Below are 21757 nucleotides of genomic sequence, written 5' to 3'. Positions count from 1 at the left end.
GGTGGCGAGCGACCATGGCAGCAGCGGCTTAGAAAACCGTAAAACCCCGGCTCAGTTCGCCGACCGCGCCGCCGACTGGACGTGGAGCGCCGGGAACACGTCCTCAATCGGCTTGCTGTCGGGCAGCACGTACACATAGCCGCCTTTGCCCTTGTACATCGGGCTCAGCAGCTTGGTGTAGAAGGCCGACGGCACGTTGATGCAGCCGAAGGTGATGCGGTTGTCATCGGGCGTCGGCGAGGCGAGCCGCTCGCGCCGCTTTTCCTTGCGCGCCGCCACGCCGGTCGGCACCGGGTGTAGCGCGACCGAAGTGTAATAATCCACCCACAGCACCCGCTCCTTGCCGACCGCGAGGCCGAACTTGGCGAGATAGCGCCCGGCGGGCGTGGTCTTCTCAGCCGGGCCGATCTCGGAGAGCTGCTTCGCGCCGATCCCCGGCGTCGCATCGTCGCCCGGGGCGATCCCGATCAGCACCGGCACCGCGGCAAGCTGCTTGCCGTGCGAATCATAGAGGAACAGCGCGGCCCCCGGCTTGTCGACGATCAGATAGGGCAGCCCGTGATTGTCCCCGGCCGAAGATACCCAGTCGTGCACGCGGAGCGTGTCTGCCGAGGGCTGGAGATCGGGGGCGGCGGGCTTGGCGGCAGCCGCCGCGGCCTTGGGCTTGGCGGGCGCGTGCTTGCCCTTCTTGGGCGCGGCCTTCTTCGGCGCGGCAGCCTTGGGCTTGGCATTCTGGGGGGGGACGGCGGCGGGGGGAACCAGCAGCGCCAGCCCGGCCAGCGCAAGTAAGCCTTGGATCATCGATACGTCGCTCACGAAAAAGGGCGCTCAACGGAAAAGGGTGGCCGCCCCGAAGCACGGCCACCCCCAACCCGCGGCCCGAAGGCCGATACGGCAGGCGCCGCTTAGTTGCGGGCGCGCTTGCGCGGCTTGGCGTTCTGCTGCTGGACCTGCTGCGACAGCGCCTGCTGCTGCTGGTCGAGCGTGTCGACGCGGCCGTTGATCTGGTCGAGGCGCTGGCCGTTCTGCTGGGCCTGGCCGGCAGCGGCCTGGGCCTGCGACAGCGCCTGCTTGGCGGTGCCGTCGGTCTCCTGGAGGCGCGTCTCGAGCGCATCGACGCGCTGGCTCACCGGGGCGATCTGCTCGCGGACGAACTTCTTGGTAGCGCAACCGCTCAGCGCGACGCTGCCGATCATGAGGGCCGCGAGGGGAGCAAACTTCATACCAGTACGCATAAACACACCTTTCACTCGTTAAGAAAACTTAAGGCCGAGCCACCAAGCCGGAGCAACGGGCCCGCAACAATCCCGATTCGGTCCGACTGTGCCGGATGTCCGTCGGGCCGAGCCGGGCACGGGGCGAAACGTTCCCGCGTCACCGTTTGCGCCGGGGCCTGGGGCGCTCGGCGAAGGGATCGCGCGGAATTCCGTCGTCGCTGGCCGCCGCTTTGGGCGCCCCGTGCTGCGCGTCGACGCAGCGCTTGAGCTCCGCCACCGCGGCGCCGCTGCCGTCGAGCGGCAGCCGCGCGACCGGCGTGGTACCGCGATCGATGTGCAGCGCCTTGGAGCCTGCAAAGGCTGTCGGGAATTTGGGATCGAACGCCGCGACGAAGCCCTGCTTGCCGTCCGCGACGATGCCGATCGCCTGGTGATTGGGGTAGCCGCCCTGGGTGAGGCGGAAGGTGAGCTTGAGCCGGTCCTGCGGGCGGATCGACCAATTCTCGTTGAGCACCGAGAAATGGTTGCTGCCGTCGCGGTCCATGCCGAGCAGCAGCGTGGTGCCGCCGGGCTGGTCGAAGCTGCGGCTGATGAAGCAGCCCGATCCGTCCTTGCTGGCGGCGACCGTCCAGTCGCCGAGCTGCTTGGCGGCATAGCCTTGCGCGAGCGCCGGCGCGGCGCAGACCAGTGTCGCCGCGAATCCCGGAATCCCCCAGCGGCGATACCGCGCTGGCAGGGAAAGACGGGGATGCGACACGTTCTGACTCACGCTGGAAACCATCTGATAAGGACGGCCCCATAACGTTGGTCTGCCGGAATGGTTCATTCGACAGCGGAACGATCCCGCGCGCGACACGCGGCGCGTGCCTCAAAACGGGATTCGCGGTAGAAGCGGCCATGGCCGATCCCCTCCCCACCCAGCCGCCCCGCACCGCCCCGACCGGCGCCCACGCAACCCTCCGCGTCGGCGACACGGTGGCGCTGGAGGCGCGGATCACGACAGGCGGGCTGGTGGCGGTGGCGGCGATCGTCTCGGCAGCGCTGCTGGGGTCGGCGGTGATCGTGCGGGCGGCGCGGCGTGGTGAGGGCTGAGGGGTAGCTTAGATGCGATCCGACCAGCTTGGTGCGGGGCATTTCTGCCATTTCCTGGCAGCATGCTGAATAGCTGTTACTGCCAGAAGCGGACGAGCCTTGTTCGGGCTGCGTAGCGGCATCAGGCAACCACTCCCCGCTCATACCAGCCCCGCGAGGCCTTTACGATCGAGACGACCGACAGCATCACCGGCACTTCCACCAGCACGCCGACGACCGTCGCCAGCGCCGCGCCGGACTTGAGCCCGAACAGCGAGATGGCGGCGGCTACCGCCAGTTCAAAGAAGTTGGAAGCACCGATCAGCGCCGCGGGCGCTGCAACGCACCAGGCTACCCCGAACCGGCGGGACAGCCAGTAGGCCAGGCCGGCGTTCAGATAGACCTGGATGAGAATTGGCACCGCCAGAAGCGCGATCACCAGCGGCTGCGCGACGATCGCCTCGCCCTGGAAGCCGAATAGCAGGACTAGCGTCGCCAGCAGCGCGACCAGCGCCACGGGACCAAGGCGCGCTAGCATCTGATCGAGCAAGGCCTGCCCTCCGCGCGCCAGCACGGTCCGCCGGATGAGTTGGGCGGCGATCACCGGCACGACGATGTAGAGCAGTACCGAAATCAGCAGCGTGTCCCATGGCACCGTCACCGACGCCACACCGAGCAGCAGCCCGACCAGCGGGGCGAAAAGGAACACCATCAGCACATCGTTGAGCGCGACCTGCGACAATGTGTAGGTCGGCTCCCCCTCGCAGAGGTTGGACCACACGAACACCATCGCCGTGCAGGGGGCCGCCGCGAGCAGGATCAGGCCGGCGATGTACGACGGCCCTTCGCCCGCCGGCAGAAGCGGTGCGAATAGCCAGCCGATGAATAACGTGCCCAGCGCCGCCATTGAGAAGGGCTTCACCGCCCAGTTGATGAACAGGGTTACGCCGACGCCCTTCCAGTGCTGGCGCACCGAGCCGAGCGCGCCAAAGTCGATTTTGAGCAGCATGGGGATGATCATGAGCCAGATCAGCACGGCGACGATCAGGTTGACCCGCGCGACTTCGGCTGCCGCGATCGACGCGAAGACGCCAGGCAGCAATTGCCCGAGGCCGATGCCGGCGACGATGCAAAGCATCACCCACAGCGTCAGATAGCGCTCGAAGGTGCCGATGCCGGGACGCGCAGGTGCAGCGTCGTGTTTGGCCGGAACCGTTGACATGGCGTCAGCGCACCCGTTCGCCAGCCGCATCCACGACCTGTTCGCCATCCTCCTTGGCAAAGGCGCCGCGCTGGGCGGTCGGCAACAGGTCGAGGACTGTTTCGGAGGGGCGGCACAGCTTCACCCCCAGTGGAGAGACCACCAGCGGCCGGTTAATGAGGATCGGGTGCGCCATCATGGCATCCAGAAGCGCATCGTCGGACAGCGACGGTTCGCCCAGGCCCAGCTCGGCATAGGGGGTGCCCTTCTCGCGCAGCAGGTCGCGTGCGCGCATCCCGGCACGGGCGATCAGTTCTACCAGCATCGCCCGTGAAGGCGGGGTCTTCCGATACTCGACGACATGCGGTTCGATGCCGGCATTGCGGATCATGGCGAGTGCGTTGCGTGACGTGCCGCATTCAGGATTGTGGTAGATGATGATGTCGACGGCCACGCCGCGTCCTTTCAACAGCAGGGGGTGAGTTCGGCGACGAGCGGCGCGCACAGCTCGGCGCTGCCCGCACAGCCATCCTTGACGAGGAACAGCGTCAGCGCGCGCAGGCCCGCCAAGTCGGCGCGATAGATGATCGAGCGGCTATGTCGCTCGGAGCGGACAAGACCGGCGCGCGCGAGGACGCCGAGATGCGCCGACATGGTGTTCTGCGGCACCTCCAGTTGGCGAGCGACCTCCCCCGCCGCCATGCCGATCGGCTCGTGCCGCACTAGCAGGCGAAACACGTCGAGGCGTGTTCCTTGCGCCAAAGCACCCAAGGCAGCGATTGCCGATTCGTCTTCCATATATCCAGCATAGTGGATATCTCAAGTTTAGCTAGTGATGTCGGATGGCTGATGTTCGCTCAACGAAAGTCGCCAGCAGTTGCAGCTTCTGGGGCAGGAGCAGCCAGTGCAGCAATTGATTCCTGATCCCTATCGCCGATTAGGTAACGGCCAATGGCGCTTTCCGCCCGAACGCTCGTTCCCACTCGCCGGTGGGAACGGCTTCAGTTAGCCGAAAGCGGCCACTCACGCCCTTAGCACCTCAAGGATTCCCCTTTCCTACACGAACCTATTTGGTTATATGCGCGGACATGAAGAACCGCTCGAACCCCGACTTCGTCGTGCCGGACTTCACGCCGGTACCCCGCAAACACCGTGTCGACGGCTGGACGCCCGAGCGGCAGCGCGCGTTCATCGCCGCGCTCGCCGTCACCGGATCGGTCACCGCGGCGGCGCGGTCGATCAACATGGCAAAGGAGGGCGCCTATATGCTGCGCCTCCACCCCGAGGGTGCCGGCTTCCGCGCTGCCTGGGAGGCGGCGCTCACCGCCGGGCTCGATCGGCTGCAGGACATCGCGCTCGAACGTGCGATCGACGGCGTACCGGTGCCGGTCTTCTACAAAGGCGAGCAGTGCGGCGAGAAGCGCTGGTACAATGATCGCCTGCTGATGTTCATCCTCCGCCACCGCAACCCCGAGAAGTACGGCGCCCCCGCCGCGCTGCCGCCCGGCACCCGCCATCCCGCTACGGTGGCGCGCGAGGAGGCCCCCGCCCCCTGCCCGGTCTGCACGCGGCGCAAGGCGGAATATATGGCGCTGGCGGAGCCCGACGCGAAGATGCCGGAGGAGATGCGCAAGGTCCTCGACACGCTGTTCACCCGCTATGCCGCCAAGGTGCGCAGCGAGCGCCAGCTGCGGCTGGAGGGCCGGATCGTCGCGGCCGACTATACGCTTCGCCAGCTCACCCATATCGAGCTTATCCTCGCCAATGCCGGCATGTCGGATGCGATGATCAGCTTGTTCACGACCGACTATGGCCCGCACGGCCGCGAGCAGGAATTCGCGCATCCGATGAGCGCGAAGCTCGACGCGATGCGCCGCAAGGTCTGGGCCGAATGCGGCGAGCCGGAGCGGCCGCCGCTGCCGCTATATGCGCGGTCGCCGGGCACCTCGACGGTGTGCGGCCCCGACTGGGACGAACGCCAGCGCGCACAATGCGACGCCGAACGCCGCATGGCCGCGGCGCAGGTCGAATGGGAAGCCGCCGCGCGGACGGACAGCTGGGAGGAATGGAAGGCGGCGCACGGGCGGTGACGCGGCGAACCCAAATTCCTCCCCGGCACGGGGAGGGGGACCGCGCGGCGCAGCCGCGGGGTGGAGGGGCCGCGCCGACAGGCGCGGGTCGGGTGGAGCGCGCAGGCACCCCGCCGCTGGCGCGGCGGCCCCTCCACCATGGGCTGGCGCCCATGGTCCCCCCTCCCCGTTCCGGGGAGGAATTAGAGGACCCTTATTCCTCGCCCATCCGCAGCGCGGCGATGAAGGCTTCCTGCGGGATCTGCACGCTGCCATACTCGCGCATCCGCTTTTTGCCTTCCTTCTGCTTGTCCAGCAGCTTGCGCTTGCGGCTGGCGTCGCCGCCATAGCATTTCGCGGTCACGTCCTTGCGCATCGCGGCGATCGTCTCGCGCGCGATCACCTTGCCGCCGATCGCCGCCTGGATCGGGATCTTGAACAGGTGGCGCGGGATCAGGTCCTTGAGCCGCTCGCACATGCCGCGGCCGCGGCTCTCGGCGGTCGAGCGGTGGACGATCATGCTCAGCGCATCGACCGGCTCGTTGTTGACCAGGATGCCCATCTTGACGAGGTCGCCGGCGCGGTAGCCGATCTGCTCATAGTCGAAGCTGGCATAGCCGCGGCTGATCGACTTGAGGCGATCATAAAAGTCGAACACCACTTCGTTGAGCGGCAACTCATAGGTCAGCTGGGCGCGGCCGCCGACATAGGTGAGGTTCTTCTGGATGCCACGGCGATCCTGGCAGAGCTTCAGGATCGGCCCGAGATATTCGTCGGGCATGTAGATCACCGCCTGGATCCACGGCTCCTGGATCTCCTCGATCCGGTTGGGATCGGGCATGTCGGCGGGGTTGTGGAGCTCGATCTCCTTGCCCTCGGCCTCGCCGGCCGACTTGGTGAGCTGCATCTTGTAGACCACGCTCGGCGCGGTGGTGATGAGGTCGAGGTCATACTCGCGCATCAGCCGCTCCTGGATGATCTCCAGGTGCAGCAGGCCGAGGAAGCCACAGCGGAAGCCGAAGCCGAGCGCGGCCGAGGTTTCCATCTCGAAGCTGAACGACGCGTCGTTGAGGCGCAGCTTGGAGATGCTCTCGCGCAGCTTCTCGAAATCGGCGGCGTCGACCGGGAACAGGCCACAGAAGACGACCGGCTGGACTTCCTTGAAGCCCGGCAGCGCTTCGGCCGCGGGCTTCTTGGCGTCGGTCAGCGTGTCGCCGACGCGGGCCTGGGCGACTTCCTTGATCTGCGCGGTGATGAAGCCGATCTCGCCGGGGCCGAGGTCGGGCAGCTGCTCGATCTTGGGGCGGAAGGCGCCGACGCGGTCGACCAGATGGGTCGTGCCGGTCTGCATGAACTTGACCTGCTGGCCCTTCTTGATCGTGCCGTCGATCACGCGGACGAGGATGACAACGCCGAGATAGGGATCGTACCAGCTGTCGACCAGCATCGCCTTGAGCGGGGCGGCGGGATCGCCCTTGGGGGACGGGATGCGCTCCACGATCGCGTCGAGGATCTCGTCGATGCCGATGCCGCTCTTGGCGCTGGCGAGCACGGCGTTGGAGGCGTCGAGGCCGATCACGTCCTCGATCTCGGCGCGGACCTTTTCGGGTTCGGCCGAGGGCAGGTCGATCTTGTTGATCACGGGAATGATCTCGTGGTCATGCTCGATCGACTGGTAGACGTTTGCGAGCGTCTGGGCTTCCACGCCCTGGGCCGCGTCGACGACGAGCAGCGCGCCCTCGCAGGCGGCGAGGCTGCGGCTCACCTCATAGGCGAAGTCGACATGGCCGGGCGTGTCCATCAGGTTGAGGACATGCCCCTTCCATTCCAGGCGCACGGTCTGCGCCTTGATGGTGATCCCCCGCTCCTTCTCGATGTCCATGTTATCAAGGACTTGCTCGGACATTTCACGGTCGGCCAGGCCGCCGGTGCGCTGGATCAACCGATCGGCAAGCGTGGACTTGCCATGGTCGATATGCGCGATGATCGAGAAATTGCGGATCTTGGTGATGTCGGTTGCCATGATTCCGCGCGCGTTAGCAGCTTGGAGAGAAAAGCCAAAGTACCCGATTGCACGGTGTCGCTAGGCCGTGGCGATCCATTCTGTTACGGACACGGTCGGGGGGCGGTCTTTTACCGATAGCGGACCGCCGGATTGAACAGGGAGGTTCTAGTAGGATGATGAAGCAGTTGCTCGGCGCCGCCGGAGCGATGGCATTGTGCGTGGGCGCGGTTCCCGCGCTCGCCCAGAGCAAGCCGACCAAGACGCAGCGCACGCAGGAACAGGCGGTGCAGGACGTGCCGCATTGCGCACGCAAGCTGGGCACGCTGTCGATCGTCGACGGCGACGATCCCCGCGGCTGGACGCAATACTCGCTGGCCCCGCCGCAGAAGCTGCTCAAGGTGCTGGTGCAGCGCTCGGGCTGCTTCAACCTCGTCGACCGCGGTTCGGGCCTGCAGGCAGCCGAGCTGGAGCGCAACATCGGCGGCAATCTCGGCCACCAGCGCGGTGCCAATCTCGGCCAGGGCCAGATCAAGGCGGCGGACTATGTGCTGGTCGCCGAAGTCCAGGCCTCGAACCGCAACGCGGCGGGCAGCGGCATCGCCGGTGCGGCGGGCGGCGTGCTGGGCGGCCCGATCGGCGGCCTGATCGGCGGCATCAAGTCGCGCAAGATGGAGGCGAACACCGTTCTCTCGCTGACCAACGTCCGCACGACCGAGACGATCGCGACGCAGGAAGGCTATGCCTCGAAGAACAGCGTGAGCTGGGGCGCGGGCGGCGGCGTCGGCTTCATCGGCGGTGGACTGGGCGCGGTCGGCGGCGGCTATGACAACACCGATATCGGCCGCATCGTGACGCTGGCGTTCATCGATGCCTATTCGAAGATGGTCAACGAGCTCGGCCTGGTGCGCCCGGGCGACGAGGGTACCGCGCAGGCGGCGCCGACCAAGACCTTCACCGCCCAGGCACCGGTGGCAATGCGCAGCCTGCCCGCTGCGACCGGCAAGGTGATCCGCACGGTACCGGTCGGGGCGATCCTCTACCCCACCGGCAAGAAGGACGGCTTGTGGTGGGAGGTCGCTGACGAGAACGACAATGTCGGCTGGGTGCTGAACACCAAGCTGGCACCGTCGAACTGATCGGGCGCAGACAAGAAAAGGGCCGCCGCGGAAGATCCCGCGGCGGCCCTTTTCCTTGCCCGTGACACCTCCCCTCTAGGGGGAGGTGCGACCGGTCGGGCTTACTTGAACTTGCCGCTCAGCGAGACGCCGAACACACGCGGCTCGTTGAGCACGGCCGCGCGATAATTCTCGATGACGCCCTTCAGGTTCTTCTCGCCGGTCAGGTTGCGGATGAAGCCCGCAATTTCCCATGCGTCGTTCTCGGCAGTGTAGCCGATCTTCAGGCCGCCTTCGAAGTTGCCGTTGGCGGTGAACTCCTTCGTCTTGTACAGGACGAAGTTGGTGTAGCCCTGCACATTCCAGTCGGTCTGGAGGAACAGCTTGCCGCCGATATCCATCGGGATGTCATAGCGGGCGTTGATGTTGAAATTATACTCCGGCGCGTTGGGCAGCGGATTGCCGTCGATCTTGGTCAGGAATACCGGCGAGCCGAACAGGATCGCGGTACGCGTCGGTGCCAGCACGGTGCAGGCAAGCGCGCCATTGAAGGCGCAGGTCTGCACCTCGACATTCTTGTCTTCGATCTTGCTGTGCAGCCAGCTCGCGCCCGCCTGGATCGACAGGTTGCGCACCGGGCGCCAGTCGAAATCGGCCTCTACGCCATACGCCTTGGCCTTATTGGCGTTGAGCAGGATACCGTTGCCGTTGATATCGTTGCCGTTCAGCTGGATATCGTCGACCGTGTAGTAGAAGCCCGACAGGTTGGCGCGCAGCGTACGACCGATCTGGCTCTTCACGCCCGCTTCCCACGACAGGATCTTTTCGGAATTCGCGGTCGAGAAGTCCGAATTGAACACCGCCGAACGACCCTGGATGGTCGGCCCGCGGAAGCCCTTGGCGACGCGCGCATAGATGCTCACGTCCGGGTCGATCTCGTAGCGCGCGCTCACGTCCCAGCTCGGCTGCGTGTCCGACAGGCGCGCATGGGTCCGGCCCTTATAGCTGGAGACGTTGTTCACATTGTTGGCCGTCTTCAGCAGATCGGTCGTCTTGGTATCTTCGGTCACCCGCCCGCCGGCGGTGATCGTCAGCTTCGGGGCAATCTCGTAGCTGACCTGCCCGAACACTGCCCAGCTGGTGTTCTGGTTATGCAGGCGCACCCAGTTGTTGGCATTGTTGTTCGGCGCGCTCAGGAAATAGGCGCGCTGGTAGAATTCGGTGATGTCGCGCGCATCAAAGTAAATCGCGCCGACCTGCCACTTGAGCGGGCCCGTTCCACTATTGGCGACGCGGAATTCCTCGGTCCACTGATCGAGACCTCGCACACGACCGAGCGACTCGCCATAGCCGGCATTGCCGAAATCGGCCGCCGCGCCCCCGTCCGTGTCGCCGCGGCTATAGCCGGAGAGCGTTTCATAGCCGGTGATCGAGGTCAGCGTGACCGGGCCCAGGTCCCAGTTGACGTGCACCGAGGCGCCGGCGGTCTTGTAGTTCTGGGGGTTGTCGGCGCCTTCGTCCCAGCGCGCACGGGTGAACTGCACGCCAGTGATCTGGTTCGAACCGAGCGGCAGCGCGCCGCGGCGGAACACGGTGGCCGTGCCGTCGTACCAGCGAGCATGGCCCGAGGCGAGGATCGACAGACTTTCGTTCGGCGTGGCAAGCAGTTGCAGGCGTACGTCACGCTCGTTGAATCCGCCGGCGGCGTCCTTGCGGCCGACGCGCGTGCCGTCGAGGCTCGGGCCGGTGTAGCTGTTGCCGATATAGTCGTCGCGGTGCTGGTAGAGCCCGGAGATGCGGAAGGCGAGCTTGTCCTGAATGATCGGACCGCCCAAGCCCGCGTCGACATTGACGCTGTTATAGCTGCCATAGCTCGCCGTGCCGCGGCCCTCGAACTGCTGCGAGGGACGGATCGAATCGAACTTGATGATGCCGGCCGTGGTGTTGCGGCCGAACAGCGAGCCCTGGGGACCACGCAGCACTTCGATCTGGTTGACGTCGAACACCGGGTTCGACTTCATCACGACATGCTCGAGGACGATGTCGTCCTGGATGATCGACACCGGCTGCGACGCGCCGAGGTAGAAATCGACGTTGCCGAGGCCGCGGATGTAGAAGCGCGGGAAGATGCGGCCGGTCGAGGATTCGACGTACAGGCCCGGCACCTTGCCCGAGAGCGCGAGCAGCGTGTCGTCGCCGCCGGCGGTATAGTCGCGCGCCTGCGACGCCGGCAGCACCGCGACCGAGAGCGGTACGTCCTGCTGGTTTTCCGGGCGGCGCTCGGCGGTGACGACGATTTCGCTCAGGCCGTCATTCGCCTGCGTATCCTGGGCGGAGGCGATGTCGGACGTGAACAGCGCGCCAAGGGCGGCGCCGATCAGCAGGCTGCGCTTGTCGCGCGCGAGATTAAGCATTGGTTTTCCCCGAATGGATATCTTGATCTTGTGCTTGAACGGCGCGCGGCGACGCAGCCCGGCATTTTGCCGGCTGTTCTTTCGACGTGATGCGAAGCCCCCCTTTGCCGTCGGGGGCGGCGCTAGGCCCGGATTGTGAACTTCCTGTGACGGAATCCAGGCGGCTACCGGTTCCTCACATCTGTTGCCCAAAAGCCTCGATTGCGGCGTGTGCGGAGGCGGCGCGCGCCTCGCCTTCTCCCCGCACCAGCGCCCATCGGACTCCGCGGCGATCTAGCTCGGCCCGCGACAGGGCGAAGAAGCGCTGTCGCAGTTCACGCGTGCCGAACAGCCGGGTGCCGTCGGCCACCCACGGCAGATCGATGTCGAACAGCAGATAGAGGTCCGCCGTCCCCTGCCACGCATCGAACCACGGATCGCGCGTGCCGAACAGCATGTCCGCCCACACCGCGGTCATCAGCGGATCGGTATCGAGGATCAGCGGCAGTGGCGCCGTCTCCAGCATCATCCGGGTGCCGGCGTCGTGGGTCTTGGCGATCTCGACCAAGTCCCGCATCGTAAAATCGGTGCCGCGCGCTTCGGCATATTCGCGGCCATATTCGTCGAGCACAGTGCCGCCCAGCGCCTGGGCTAGCCGCGCGGCAACGGTGGTCTTGCCGGTGCTTTCAGGACCGTGAAGACAGATGGTACGGGGATTCATGCGCGGGCCTTGGTCCAGTCGATCGCTCCCCACACCGAAAGCGCGAGGAAAAGGCAATAGAGCCCAGCGGTCAGGTAGAGGTCCTTGACCAGAAACAAGGGGATGGCGAGCAGGTCCACCGCGATCCACAACGGCCAGCATTCCCAGGCGCGGCGCGACTGCAGGATCTGGGCGACAACGCTCAGCACCGCGATGGTCCCATCCCACCAGGGAAAGGCGGCGTCGGTCAGGCGATGCATCAGCGCCCCCCAGCCGAGCGCGGCGAACGCGGCACCGGCGCTCCAACCGAGCCGCGCGCGGCTGCCCAGCCGCACGACCGGCACCTCCCCAGCGACTGCCTTGGCCTGTCGCCAGTTCCACCAGCCATAGCCGTTGACGATGAAGTAGAATCCCTGGAGCAGCGCATCGCTGTACAGCCGCTCACGCAGGAAGATCAACGCGTAGATCGACACCATCGCCAGCGCGAACGGATAGTTCCACAGGCTGCGCCGCACGACCAATGCGACATTGGCGAACCCCAGCAGGGTGGCTACGGCTTCGATCAGCGACATGGGGGCCGAGGCTTATCGGTGCGCCGGGCAGCGGTCGAGAGCCGCAAAGGGTGCGATGCAGAAAAAATGCACGCCCCTGTCTTTTTGCTGCAACGAACCGCTTGACGGCTCGGCCAACCCACCCTTATAGGCGCGCCTCCAAGCTCAAGCCGGTCTGCTCCCGAAAGCATTGTAGACCGGACTCCGTCGGGGAGTAGCTCAGCCTGGTAGAGCACTGTCTTCGGGAGGCAGGGGCCGGAGGTTCGAATCCTCTCTCCCCGACCATTACTTGCATTTGGGATACAGCGGGTGACCTTCGGGTCGCCCGCTACCCTTTTATCCCCCAGACCTGCCGCTGGCTGCGCGCCTCAACTGCCCTCCAGCGGCATCAGGATCAGCGTAATCCGGTCATGCCCGACGGCGATGTCGAGCGTCTCGCCCGCCGTCACTTCGATCGGCGCCGGGAAGCTGTGCAGCACCTGCAGCCAGCCGCCGTCGTGATAGCCGCTCGGATGGTTGTGGAAGGTCACGCCGTCCCACAGATCGATGTGCATCCACTGGACGATACCGATCGCGCGTCCGCTCGCCGTGACGGGAATGCGCAGGCGCGCGAGCGTCGCGTCGTGCTTCTTCTCGGTCAGGTCCAGCCGCATCAGCTCCAGATCGTCGGACAGCCGCTGCCAGCCGGTCATCGTGCCGTGGATCGGCAGGCGCTGCGGCGCAAAGGCGGTGAAGGCGGAGAGATCGAAGCCAGAGACCCCGCCGACAAAGGCATAGGCGGCAAGGTTCTCGCTCGCCACCAGGCAGCCCATCGCGGTGGCGGCGCGCGGGATGACGATCGCACCCGGCGCGAGCAGGCGACGATGCGCGTCTTCGAAAGTATCGAGCACCTTCTCGGTCAGCAGGTCGCTCGAAAGGATTTCGGAGACCAGGATGTCGGCAGGCGCGTCGAGTTCGGCGCCGATCGCGAGCTCGGTGGAGGGCTTGGCATGGACGGTGATGCGATCGGCATAGCCGTTATCGGCGACGATCGTCTGCGCCATCTCGGCGATCAGTGGCTCCATCTCGCAAGCGACGACATTCCGCGCCCCGGCGCGCGCCGCCATCAGCGACAATAGCCCGCTGCCCGCACCGATATCGAGCACCCGCGCGTCGGGGCCTGCGACGGCGATCGCCGCCGTGATCGCCGCTTCGAATGCGTCGTTACGCGGCGCGTCGTTCATCATCGGGATGTGCCAGAAGGGCACCGCACCCGAGCCGAGGCGTCGAACCTGATGCCGGAGGTGCAAATTGTCCGGCTGGAGCGCGAGCGCGCGTCGGAAAAGGTGCAGCGCCTCCTGAGTGCGCCCTACATCTGCCAGCACGACCGCGAGGTTGCCCAGGGCGGTGGGATTGTCGGGATCGAGTGCGCAGGCGCGTTCGAGCGGCGCAATTGCTTGATCACTGCGACCGAGCCAGTGAAGCGTCAGCCCCTTTTCGTGCAATGCGACCGCGTGGTCGGGGTCGATCGCGAGCAATTCGTCCCAGGCGATGAGCACATCTTCAGGGCGGGAGAGCCGCCCGAGCAGCCCGGCGAGCAGGGGCAGCACCTCGGTCGATCGATAACCGTGCGCGAGCGCCGCGCGATAGCGCAGCTCGGCCGCCGCCAGGTCCCCCCGCTCGTGCAACGCCATTGCCTCGGCGAGTGCGGTACGGGCCTCGGTCAGGCGATCGGGGGACTCGAGGTCGGTCACGGGAACATCCTTAAGCATTGGTTGCGATGCGGGTCGCTCGGGATAGGTGTTCGCGGCGCCGGGGGATAGTCCTGCGTTTGCCCTTAAGCCGCTCCTCGAAGGGGAGGCTAGAAAAGCGAAACGCCGCCGACCTGGGGCCGACGGCGTCGCTTACTCCACCTTGCTGCCAACGCGTCAGAACTGAACGCGGCCGCCCAGCGAGAAGACGAACGCGCGCGCATTGCGCAGCTGGCCCTGGGTCAGGATCGTCGATCCTGCGGCGATCGTCGCCTTGTCGATCGGCGCGTTGGCGAAGTCGACATAGTTCGCCGCGGCATCGAGCACGATGTTCTGCGTGATCGCATAGGAACCGCCGCCACCGAAGTTCCAGCGATTGGCATCGGGCACGCGCGCATCGCGCTGGCCGTCCTGGGTCGGCGTGGTCGCGCGCTGCGCACCTGCGCGCAGCGTCAGCGCGGGCGAGACCATGTAATCGACACCCGCCGCATAGCTCCAGCTTTCGCGGTAGTTCTCCGGGATCGCCTGGTTCAGCGGCGCGCCAAGGCGGATCGCGTCGAACTTGTCCCAGTTATAATGCACCACCTGGCCGTTGAGCGTCAGCTTGTCGGTGGCGCGCCAGCGCAGGCCGGCGATCTGCTGCGCGGGCGTGTAGAAGTCCGCCTGCACGTTCGACAGCGTCATGTTGTTCCGCTGGAGCGGCCCGACGAGCCCGCTGACCGTCAGGTCGCCCTTCAGCTTGTGGCGGATGGCAGACTTGTAGCTGAAGCCCGCGGTCACCCGGTCGCTGTGCATCTGGAAACCGGCGCTCCAGCCCACATCCCAGCCGTCACCCTTCAGTTCCTGAAAGCCGTCACCCAGGCTGGCAGCCACGTTGGGCAGCGCGTTGCTGAGGCTGGCATCGGTATACTCGACATTCGCCGCCGCGCCGACACGCAGCCAGTCGGTCACCGACACCGCAATCGAGGGCTGGATGTCGACGGTGCGCAGCCGGGTCTTGTCGGCGCTGTAGCGCGCCCAGCTGCTCGACGAATAATCGGTCGTGAAGCTGTAGGGCGACGTGACGGCCAGGCCGAGCGCGACACGGTGACCGAGCGGCAATGCAATCGCGCCCGAGGGCAGCACGCCGTTGTTGATGGGGTTGCGACTGGTGCTGTCGCCGCCGATCGCGGTGAAGGGCTGGCCACCCGGGCGCTGAATCCGCGTGCCCGTATCCACCACATCACCGCGCGGCAGGATCGCCGCAGCGTTGAGGTTCACCTCGACGCGCTGGGCATCGGCGATCGCGGCAGGGTTCCACCACAGCGAGGCCGCGCCGGTATCGGCGACTTCACCCGAAAAGGCGCGGCCGGCGCCGCGCGCCGATTGTTCCTGCAGGTAGAAGGCTTGGGCATGGGCGGCACCGGCAAAGCCGGCGCTTACCGCCAGCGTGGTACCGGCGGTGAGGAGGAGATGCAGTTTCTTCATGATTTTTCTCACGCTACTGGGATTCGTGGATGGCGCAGCGCGCAGCGTCAACGAACCCGGGTCCAGGTCTGGGTACGGCAGAAAGGCTTGAACACGCAGCCGCGCAGCTTGAGCTGGTCGGCGCCCACTAGGGTGATGTCGGCAGTATAGGTCTTGCCGTCCTCGGCATTGTAGATCTTGCCGCCGCTCCAGTTGCCGCCATCAGCGGTGAAGCCGCTAAGGATCTGCATCCCCTTCAGCGGACGATTGCGCAGCTGGGCGTTAGAATTCTTGGTATCGCGCAGATCGGGATTGGTGCGCAGCGCATCCGAGGTGAGGATGCGCCCGCAGACCGACGAACCGCAGCGCTGGATCTCGACGATCGCGTTGCGCGTTTGGGTCTTCCAGCGGCCCTCGACACCCTCTCCGGCTTGCGGTGCTGCTACCAGCATCGCGGCAAGCAAACTTATCCACATACTTGTTTTTCCATTATCGCTTGTTCCCGCCACGACGCAGCCGCAGCGAGGACAGACATGGCGTATGTTTACGTTCCAGCCTCTCCTGGGCGGGAACCATACCCATTCCTCAAAGTTCCGCAATAACGGGTGTGTTTCCGGAAATTTCAGGCGGTGCGGCGGCGGTGGGCGATCCGGCGCGCGGTTTCGATCGGCGCGGCGAAGGAGGTCCCCGTGCCGGTTACGGCCCGGCCGTCTGCCAACGCGGTCGGCACGTCGACCCCGCGCTGCCAGACATACAGATACCCCTGCGCCTGCGGCTCAGGCCGGTTGGTGCCCGTCCAGGGCTGCCCGGCGGCATCCAGCGCGCCGACCAGCACCGCATTGGGGAAACCCTGCCGCGCCATGGCGAGATTGCCCGGATGGGCCAAGCCATTGTTGCCCGCCGCCAGCACCACCACGATCCCCGCCGATGCGGCATCGTGCACGGCCGCCGTGATTGCGGAATCATCCGCGAGGGCCAGCGAAATGTTGATGGCGTCTACCTTCAGGTCGATCGCCTTGCGTATCGCGGCGACGATAGGTCCCGCGCTGGGCTGACAAGGCGGATTGGCCCCCGGGCGGCATCCCGCGGGATCGTCGATCCGCAGCGAAACGATCGCCACCGCGCCTGCCGCGGCGCGGCTGAGGATGGTGGCGACCATCGTGCCATGGTCGTAGCGCGGGCGGAAGGCGGGGCGGTCGCCGCCCGCCATGTCATATTCCGCGACCAGCTTGCCATGAAGCTCGGGCGTTTCCGCCACCCCACTGTCGATGATCGCGACACGCGGCGCCATTGCCGGCGAGCTTCCCGCCACCGCTGCAAACAACGCCATCCCCAGCAGGCCCATGCCCACCTCCGCCCATCTTTGCCCAACCTTTCGGCACGCTAGGCGGCAAGCGTTAACAAGAACTTCATCACGCCCTAGGGCTTGCACCTAGTTCGGCTGCGTGGCACCGGCGGCAAGATCGGGGAGCAGCGAAATGTCCAAGGCCACCCGCGCCACGCGGATGCTCGAAGCGGCGGATATCGCCTTCACCGTGCACAGCTATGCCTATGACCCAGACGCCGACGCGATCGGGCTCCAGGCGGCGGAGGCGCTGGGTGAGCCGCCCGCGCGGGTGCTCAAGACGCTGATGGCCAAGGTCGACGGCAAGCCGGTGCTCGCCATTCTGCCATCGGACCGGCAGGTGGCGATGAAGAAGCTGGCCGCCGCGATCGGCGGCAAGTCGGCCGAGATGATGAAGCGGGTGGATGCCGAGCGGCTCTCGGGCTACAAGGTCGGCGGCATCAGTCCGTTCGGGCAGATGAGGGCGCTTCCCACCGTGATCGAGGAAACCGCTGTCAGTGAACCCTATGTCTTCATCAATGGCGGGCAACGCGGATTGCAGCTGCGCCTCGCCCCGCAGGATGCCGCGGCAGTACTCAACGCCAAGGTGACCGGGATCATCGCCTAGGGTCAGAGCGGCTGCGCATGCCGCGCGGTTTCCTGCAGCAACGCGACGACATGCTCGAGCAGCGCCGGCCTCCCCTTGGGGCCCTGCACCACTCCCGCATGGACATAGGCATGAACCTTGGCGCGCAATCGCGCCTCGGCGCGCAGCCGCATCCAGTCGCTCGCCGGACCGCCCCGGCCCGGACTGCCGGCGCTCGGCAGCCCCGTCGCCGCGCCGCGTACCAAGCCGGTGAGGGCGACGCCGCCCGCGGCAGCCCAGTCGCCCAGTTCCTCCATCATGTCCCGCATCAGACTGGCGTCGACCGGCAGCGGCTGCCATTGGAGATGGTGATAGGCGATCGGCGCCAGCGCGCGATCTGCCTCCTCGATCACCCGCCGCGCCAGCGGGTCGGCGACCTGGCGCACCACGGGCGCGATGCGGGTGGCGACGAAGCGGGTCTGCTCGATGAGCCCGTCGCGCCAGTCGGCCTGCGAGAGATCGGCGTCGAAACTCTCGACGAGATCGCCGGCGGCCTGCTGCAATACGGCACGCGCCATCGCAACGTGCAGGTCACGCCAGCGACGAATGTCGCCGCGGCCGAACCAACGCATCAGCACCATGGGAAACGCGCACGCATCATCGGGCGATCAGACCAGAAAAGCCGGGCAATCTCAACGCCCGGTACCGAAGGCCGGGACGCCCGGCGGGACCGCCGCATTGCGCCAGCGCCCGACCGGCACCGTTTCCACCTTGCCGTCCCTGGTCCGCCGCCGCTGGATCAGCGTGGCCTCCTGCTGCGCCGTTCCGCCGATCGTCGCGCGGGTGCGCACCCAGAAGCTGCTCGACTTGAACGAGGTGCCCCAGGGCAAAGTCGCGTGCTGGTCGTCAAGATCCTTGAGCGTCAGGAACCCCTGCCGCGCGCGCACCTGCACCAATCGGCTGGCGACCAGCGGATCCTTGAACAGCATCGCCATCAGCTCGGGCTCGGCTGCGTTGAGGTTGATGGTGGTGATCCCCGGTAATGCGGTCACGACCTTTTCCAGCCGGTCCGCGACCTTCGGATCCAGCCCGGCGAGCCGCAGCGGACGGAGGTCGGTGACCGGCCCCTGCAGCCGGACATATTGGATCGCGGCAACAACCTGCTCGGGCGGCATCTCGATCTCGTTGGCGATTTCCTGCAGCAGCACGACGGCGCCTGCCTCGCCGCTGCGCACGGAATTGATGTTGAAGCGCCCTTCGGCGTCGCCGATCGCCAGGTCGAAGGTACCACCTTCGATCGGCGCGCCGGTGGTAGCGATCTTTGCCCAGGGCTCGCGCGCATGATCGACATCCCCCGCCGTCTCGCCGTCGCGGCGCAACGCCACCAGCGCCGAGAGTTCGCCCCCGCGCACGATTGCCTGCGCACGCGCGGCCTCTCGCATGCGAAGGCCCCGATCGAGCGCCAGTTCCTCGCGATCGATCATCAGCAGCACCAGCCCGCTGGCGATGGCGACGAACATCAGCACGTTTACCAGGATCATGCCGCGCTCGTCGTCGCGGATCGGGCGACGGCTCATTGCGGCGGCGGCTCCTGCGCGCGCAGCGGCAAGGTAATCACGCGGTGGAGCGCCACCGGCGTGCCGCCTGGCCCCGCTGCCTGCACGTCGAGCGCGATGGCGCGCGGCCAGCGGGCCTTGGCCTCGTCGCTGTCGTCCACCGGCCAGCGATCGATCCAGGCACCGTCCCAGAAGCGCCACCGCGCGGTGACCACACCCGGCAGCAGCAACTGGGGCGCGGGCGCGGCACGGACCAGCGTGCTACCCGCCACCGCATAGCGCACCGTGGTTGCGGTGCCGCCGATGCCAGGCGCGCTGCGCACGAAGGACAGGCGCCCCGCCCCGCCTTCGATCGGGCCGCTCGCAACCTGATCGAGATCGCTGGTCAGCACGAACATCGTTCGCTGGAGCGCGGCCAGCCGATCGAGCCGCGCTTCGGTGCGCCCATTGACCCGGAGGATGCCGTCGACCAGCGCCAGCCCCGCCACCGCGATCAGCGCGAACAGCCCCAGCGAGATCATCAATTCGATCAGCGTGAAGCCGGATTCGCCGGCTTCGCTGCGCTGAGTCACGATCCCGAACTCACCGCGACGCTGGTATAGCCGTCGCGCGAGGCGACCACGATCGCGAAGTCCCGCGCCACCGATCCGTCGGTGCGGAAGCGCACCGGCCCGGTGACGCCGTGAAAGCCCTTGGCATCGACCAGCCCGTTCATGTTCAGCGCATTGGCCTCGCGCAGCTTGTTCGCCACGCCCGCTGCGTCATAGGCGAGCGCGGTAATCGTGCCGGGATCGCCGCCGTTTTTCGCGGCAAAGGCTTGGGCAAAGGACGAGAAAGCACCCGGATCGGGGCAAGCGAGCCATGCGCCGTCCAGCGCCTCCAGCGAGTCCGGGCGATTGTCGAGCCCCTGCAACGTGCCGAGCAACTGCACCCCGCTGCCCTTCAATGCGCGCGCGGCAGCGAGTACGCCTTCACCGCTGCCGGGCAGCAGCACCGCATCGGGCGCATCGCCTGCCTGAGGCAGTGGCTGGCCCGGCTTCACCGGGAGCACGCGGAGGCTGATGCCGATCTCGCTCTCCATCCGCCCGGCGGCAAGGCTTGCGGCCGCGCACCAGGGCGATCCGTCGTCGATCATCACCACGGATCGTACCCCGCGCGTCCGCGCATAGCGGAGCACTGCGCTGGTCACTTGCGCGGCGGTAATGCCGAAGATCCACACCCCCGGCTGGCGCAGTACCGAATCGTTGCTGAAGGAAAGGACCGGCACGCGGTTCGCCACCGTGCTGCCCACCGCGGGCACTTCAGCGGCGCTCAACGGCCCCAGGATCAGCGCCGGATGGCGGCGCAGCGCTTCGGTCGCAGCGCGCGCCGCTCCCTCCGCCGTACCCTCGGTATCGAAGGCAAAAACGAATTCCGCGTTTTCCGCGAGCAACGCAGCCTGCTGCATGCTACGGCCCAGCCCCGCCCGCGGTCCACTGAGCGGGAGCAACAGGGCGATCGGACGCTTGTCCTTCTTCTCGCCCGCCCATGCGTTGGAGGAAAGCGATGCCGCGGATAGGACGAGGCCCGAGGGCAACAGCCGCAGCAGGGACCGACGGTCCATTGCGAACTCCGGATTCAGCGAATGAGGCACGGCGGCGTCTTATCCTCTTCGCCGGGCTGGGCATAGGGGCCTACGCACTAGCGATGCTGGCCACCGCACCGGCGAGCCTGCTCGTCCGAAACGTGCCTTGGCGCAGCGGCGTGGCGGGGACGATCTGGAACGGGGAAGTGGGCGTAGCCGGGGGCAGCAAGCTCGAATGGCAGCTGGCACCTTTGCGCTCGCTGACCAGCCTGGGGCTGGCGGCGGACTGGAAGGCGACGGGGCAGGATACCGATCTCGGTGGCCGCGCGCTGGTGCATCTTGGGGGCCGGACGGTACTCGATCATGTCAGCGGCGCAGCGGATGCGAGCCTGCTTCAGGCGGTTCAGCCCAACCTGCCCTTCACCTGCCAGCTGGTGATGCAGGTGGAGATGGCGCGGATTGCGGTAGGCGGCGGCAGCCAGATGATGGACGGCAAGGTGACCACCGATCCCGGCAGCTGTCGTCCCAAGACTGGCGGCGGGTCGACCGCAGTGCCCGCGCTGCTGCTTACGGCCGAACATGTCGGCCCGCGCACGACGATCCGGCTAACCCCCGCGGCGCAGCGGCGCCAAGTGCTGTTGGATGCCGTGCTGGGCGAGGACGGGATGCTGGACCTCGGGATGAGTAAGGACGGCGCGGCGGCTCTGCCGTTCGTAGGGTTGCCGGGCGGCGCAAGGATTCAAGGCAAGATGTGACCTAAAGCCGACTTCTAAAAACCCTCTCCCGCCTGCGGGAGAGGGTTGGGTGAGGGTGAGTCGTGCACTTCGGGCAGTGCGGCCGGTTGCAACCGGATCCCTTCGAGAACGCCGTCGAGATTCTGGAGGACATCGACGTTCCAGAACCGGATCACCCGATACCCTTGCCCTTCCAGCCACGCAGTTCGGGCGCGATCCGCCTCCTTGCCATGCTGGCTGCCGTCGAGCTCGATGACCAGCCCCTTCGCCGCGCAGAGGAAATCCACGAAATACGGGCCCAGCGTTGCCTGGAAGCGGATCTTGTGGCCGTCGACCTGCCGGTTCCGCACTCGCGCCCATAGCGCCCGTTCGGCGTCCGTCGCATCCCGGCGGAGTGTCCTCGCATGTGGGTTCGTGGGACGTATCGTGGGCATCTCGTGTCGCCTCCCCCTGGCACCCTCACCCAATCCTCTCCCGCACGCGGGAGAGGGCTAT

General features: G+C 66.7%; 24 protein-coding genes and 1 tRNA gene. 6 read left to right on the top strand and 19 right to left on the bottom strand.

Translation table 11 applies throughout. The features are described from left to right. Window positions 1–51: 51 nt before the first annotated feature. From RT655_RS14540 to RT655_RS14530, 3 genes are all read right to left on the bottom strand, one after another. Window positions 52–801: a hypothetical protein gene (locus tag RT655_RS14540; RefSeq protein WP_313538494.1), complete on the bottom strand. Its 750-nt coding sequence runs from the start codon at window positions 799–801 to the stop codon at window positions 52–54. 104 nt (window positions 802–905) lie between these two features. Then, window positions 906–1223, bottom strand: a complete 318-nt coding sequence (locus tag RT655_RS14535) for a hypothetical protein (RefSeq protein ID WP_313538040.1) — start codon at window positions 1221–1223, stop codon at window positions 906–908. A 151-nt stretch (window positions 1224–1374) separates the two neighbouring features. Next, entirely contained in the window at window positions 1375–1974 is a 600-nt protein-coding gene (locus RT655_RS14530) for a hypothetical protein (RefSeq protein ID WP_313538038.1), read from the bottom strand. Between the two features lie 140 nt (window positions 1975–2114). Here RT655_RS14530 and RT655_RS14525 point away from each other — a divergent pair, with 140 nt between their 5' ends. Then, window positions 2115–2309, top strand: coding sequence for a hypothetical protein (locus RT655_RS14525; protein ID WP_313538036.1), 195 nt, complete (start codon window positions 2115–2117; stop codon window positions 2307–2309). A 121-nt stretch (window positions 2310–2430) separates the two neighbouring features. Here RT655_RS14525 and arsB read toward each other — a convergent pair whose 3' ends face one another. The 3 genes from arsB to RT655_RS14510 are packed head-to-tail and all read right to left on the bottom strand — an operon-like array spanning window position 2431 to window position 4287. Further along, on the bottom strand, window positions 2431–3510 hold the full coding sequence (gene arsB / locus RT655_RS14520) for an ACR3 family arsenite efflux transporter (RefSeq protein WP_313538034.1): 1080 nt from the start codon (window positions 3508–3510) through the stop codon (window positions 2431–2433). Between the two features lie 4 nt (window positions 3511–3514). After that, window positions 3515–3943 (bottom strand): arsenate reductase (glutaredoxin), encoded by a 429-nt coding sequence (gene arsC, locus RT655_RS14515; RefSeq protein ID WP_313538032.1) that lies wholly within the window; start codon window positions 3941–3943, stop codon window positions 3515–3517. A gap of 11 nt (window positions 3944–3954) precedes the next feature. Then, on the bottom strand, window positions 3955–4287 hold the full coding sequence (locus RT655_RS14510; protein ID WP_313538030.1) for a metalloregulator ArsR/SmtB family transcription factor: 333 nt from the start codon (window positions 4285–4287) through the stop codon (window positions 3955–3957). A 290-nt stretch (window positions 4288–4577) separates the two neighbouring features. On the opposite strand from RT655_RS14510, the gene RT655_RS14505 reads away from it, so the two are divergent. After that, window positions 4578–5579, top strand: coding sequence for a hypothetical protein (locus RT655_RS14505; protein WP_313538029.1), 1002 nt, complete (start codon window positions 4578–4580; stop codon window positions 5577–5579). A 193-nt stretch (window positions 5580–5772) separates the two neighbouring features. Here RT655_RS14505 and lepA read toward each other — a convergent pair whose 3' ends face one another. Then, window positions 5773–7581 (bottom strand): translation elongation factor 4, encoded by a 1809-nt coding sequence (gene lepA / locus RT655_RS14500; RefSeq protein WP_141986876.1) that lies wholly within the window; start codon window positions 7579–7581, stop codon window positions 5773–5775. 155 nt (window positions 7582–7736) lie between these two features. Here lepA and RT655_RS14495 point away from each other — a divergent pair, with 155 nt between their 5' ends. After that, complete coding sequence (locus RT655_RS14495) at window positions 7737–8699, top strand: CsgG/HfaB family protein (protein WP_313538026.1); 963 nt, start codon at window positions 7737–7739, stop codon at window positions 8697–8699. 101 nt (window positions 8700–8800) lie between these two features. On the opposite strand, the gene RT655_RS14490 is transcribed toward RT655_RS14495, so the two are convergent. The 3 genes from RT655_RS14490 to pnuC form a co-directional block, all read right to left on the bottom strand. Next, window positions 8801–11092 (bottom strand): TonB-dependent receptor domain-containing protein, encoded by a 2292-nt coding sequence (locus tag RT655_RS14490; RefSeq protein ID WP_313538024.1) that lies wholly within the window; start codon window positions 11090–11092, stop codon window positions 8801–8803. A 175-nt stretch (window positions 11093–11267) separates the two neighbouring features. After that, entirely contained in the window at window positions 11268–11792 is a 525-nt protein-coding gene (locus RT655_RS14485) for an ATP-binding protein (protein WP_313538022.1), read from the bottom strand. After that, window positions 11789–12343 (bottom strand): nicotinamide riboside transporter PnuC, encoded by a 555-nt coding sequence (gene pnuC / locus RT655_RS14480; protein WP_313538020.1) that lies wholly within the window; start codon window positions 12341–12343, stop codon window positions 11789–11791. Before pnuC ends, RT655_RS14485 begins: the two co-directional genes overlap by 4 nt. Before the next feature lie 187 nt (window positions 12344–12530). On the opposite strand from pnuC, the gene RT655_RS14475 reads away from it, so the two are divergent. Further along, window positions 12531–12607: transfer RNA gene (locus RT655_RS14475), tRNA-Pro, on the top strand. An 83-nt stretch (window positions 12608–12690) separates the two neighbouring features. Here RT655_RS14475 and RT655_RS14470 read toward each other — a convergent pair. The 4 genes from RT655_RS14470 to RT655_RS14455 form a co-directional block, all read right to left on the bottom strand. Next, window positions 12691–14055: a protein arginine N-methyltransferase gene (locus tag RT655_RS14470; protein ID WP_313538018.1), complete on the bottom strand. Its 1365-nt coding sequence runs from the start codon at window positions 14053–14055 to the stop codon at window positions 12691–12693. Window positions 14056–14229: 174 nt separating this feature from the next. Then, entirely contained in the window at window positions 14230–15519 is a 1290-nt protein-coding gene (locus RT655_RS14465; RefSeq protein ID WP_313538016.1) for an OmpP1/FadL family transporter, read from the bottom strand. 47 nt (window positions 15520–15566) lie between these two features. Then, window positions 15567–15974 carry a DUF2147 domain-containing protein gene (locus tag RT655_RS14460; protein ID WP_313538014.1) on the bottom strand — a complete coding sequence of 136 codons (408 nt, stop codon included), beginning with the start codon at window positions 15972–15974 and terminating at the stop codon, window positions 15567–15569. Window positions 15975–16120: 146 nt separating this feature from the next. After that, entirely contained in the window at window positions 16121–16843 is a 723-nt protein-coding gene (locus tag RT655_RS14455) for a S8 family serine peptidase (RefSeq protein ID WP_313538012.1), read from the bottom strand. Between the two features lie 133 nt (window positions 16844–16976). Between RT655_RS14455 and ybaK the strand changes: the two genes are divergently transcribed. Beyond that, entirely contained in the window at window positions 16977–17450 is a 474-nt protein-coding gene (ybaK, locus tag RT655_RS14450; RefSeq protein WP_313538011.1) for a Cys-tRNA(Pro) deacylase, read from the top strand. A gap of 2 nt (window positions 17451–17452) precedes the next feature. On the opposite strand, the gene RT655_RS14445 is transcribed toward ybaK, so the two are convergent. Genes RT655_RS14445 through RT655_RS14430 form a run of 4 tightly spaced genes read right to left on the bottom strand, consistent with a single transcriptional unit; the run spans window position 17453 to window position 20567 of the window. Continuing rightward, the gene (locus RT655_RS14445) at window positions 17453–18049 is read right to left on the bottom strand and encodes a hypothetical protein (protein WP_313538009.1); all 597 of its coding nucleotides are present in this window, start codon (window positions 18047–18049) and stop codon (window positions 17453–17455) included. Between the two features lie 51 nt (window positions 18050–18100). Continuing rightward, window positions 18101–18985 (bottom strand): type II secretion system protein GspK, encoded by an 885-nt coding sequence (locus tag RT655_RS14440; RefSeq protein ID WP_313538007.1) that lies wholly within the window; start codon window positions 18983–18985, stop codon window positions 18101–18103. After that, window positions 18982–19536, bottom strand: a complete 555-nt coding sequence (locus RT655_RS14435) for a prepilin-type N-terminal cleavage/methylation domain-containing protein (RefSeq protein WP_313538005.1) — start codon at window positions 19534–19536, stop codon at window positions 18982–18984. Before RT655_RS14435 ends, RT655_RS14440 begins: the two co-directional genes overlap by 4 nt. Further along, complete coding sequence (locus RT655_RS14430) at window positions 19533–20567, bottom strand: penicillin-binding protein activator (RefSeq protein WP_313538003.1); 1035 nt, start codon at window positions 20565–20567, stop codon at window positions 19533–19535. Before RT655_RS14430 ends, RT655_RS14435 begins: the two co-directional genes overlap by 4 nt. Window positions 20568–20650: 83 nt before the next feature. Between RT655_RS14430 and RT655_RS14425 the strand changes: the two genes are divergently transcribed. Then, a complete protein-coding gene (locus tag RT655_RS14425) occupies window positions 20651–21283 on the top strand; it encodes a hypothetical protein (protein WP_313538001.1) in 633 nt (210 codons plus the stop codon). Between the two features lie 14 nt (window positions 21284–21297). On the opposite strand, the gene RT655_RS14420 is transcribed toward RT655_RS14425, so the two are convergent. Then, on the bottom strand, window positions 21298–21696 hold the full coding sequence (locus RT655_RS14420; RefSeq protein ID WP_313537999.1) for an endonuclease domain-containing protein: 399 nt from the start codon (window positions 21694–21696) through the stop codon (window positions 21298–21300). Window positions 21697–21757 lie beyond the last annotated feature (61 nt).

Origin of the sequence: Sphingomonas sp. (assembly GCF_032114135.1) — a bacterium.
In the GTDB taxonomy this organism is placed as follows: domain Bacteria; phylum Pseudomonadota; class Alphaproteobacteria; order Sphingomonadales; family Sphingomonadaceae; genus Sphingomonas.
This window is presented reverse-complemented; position numbering and strand designations above follow the sequence as displayed.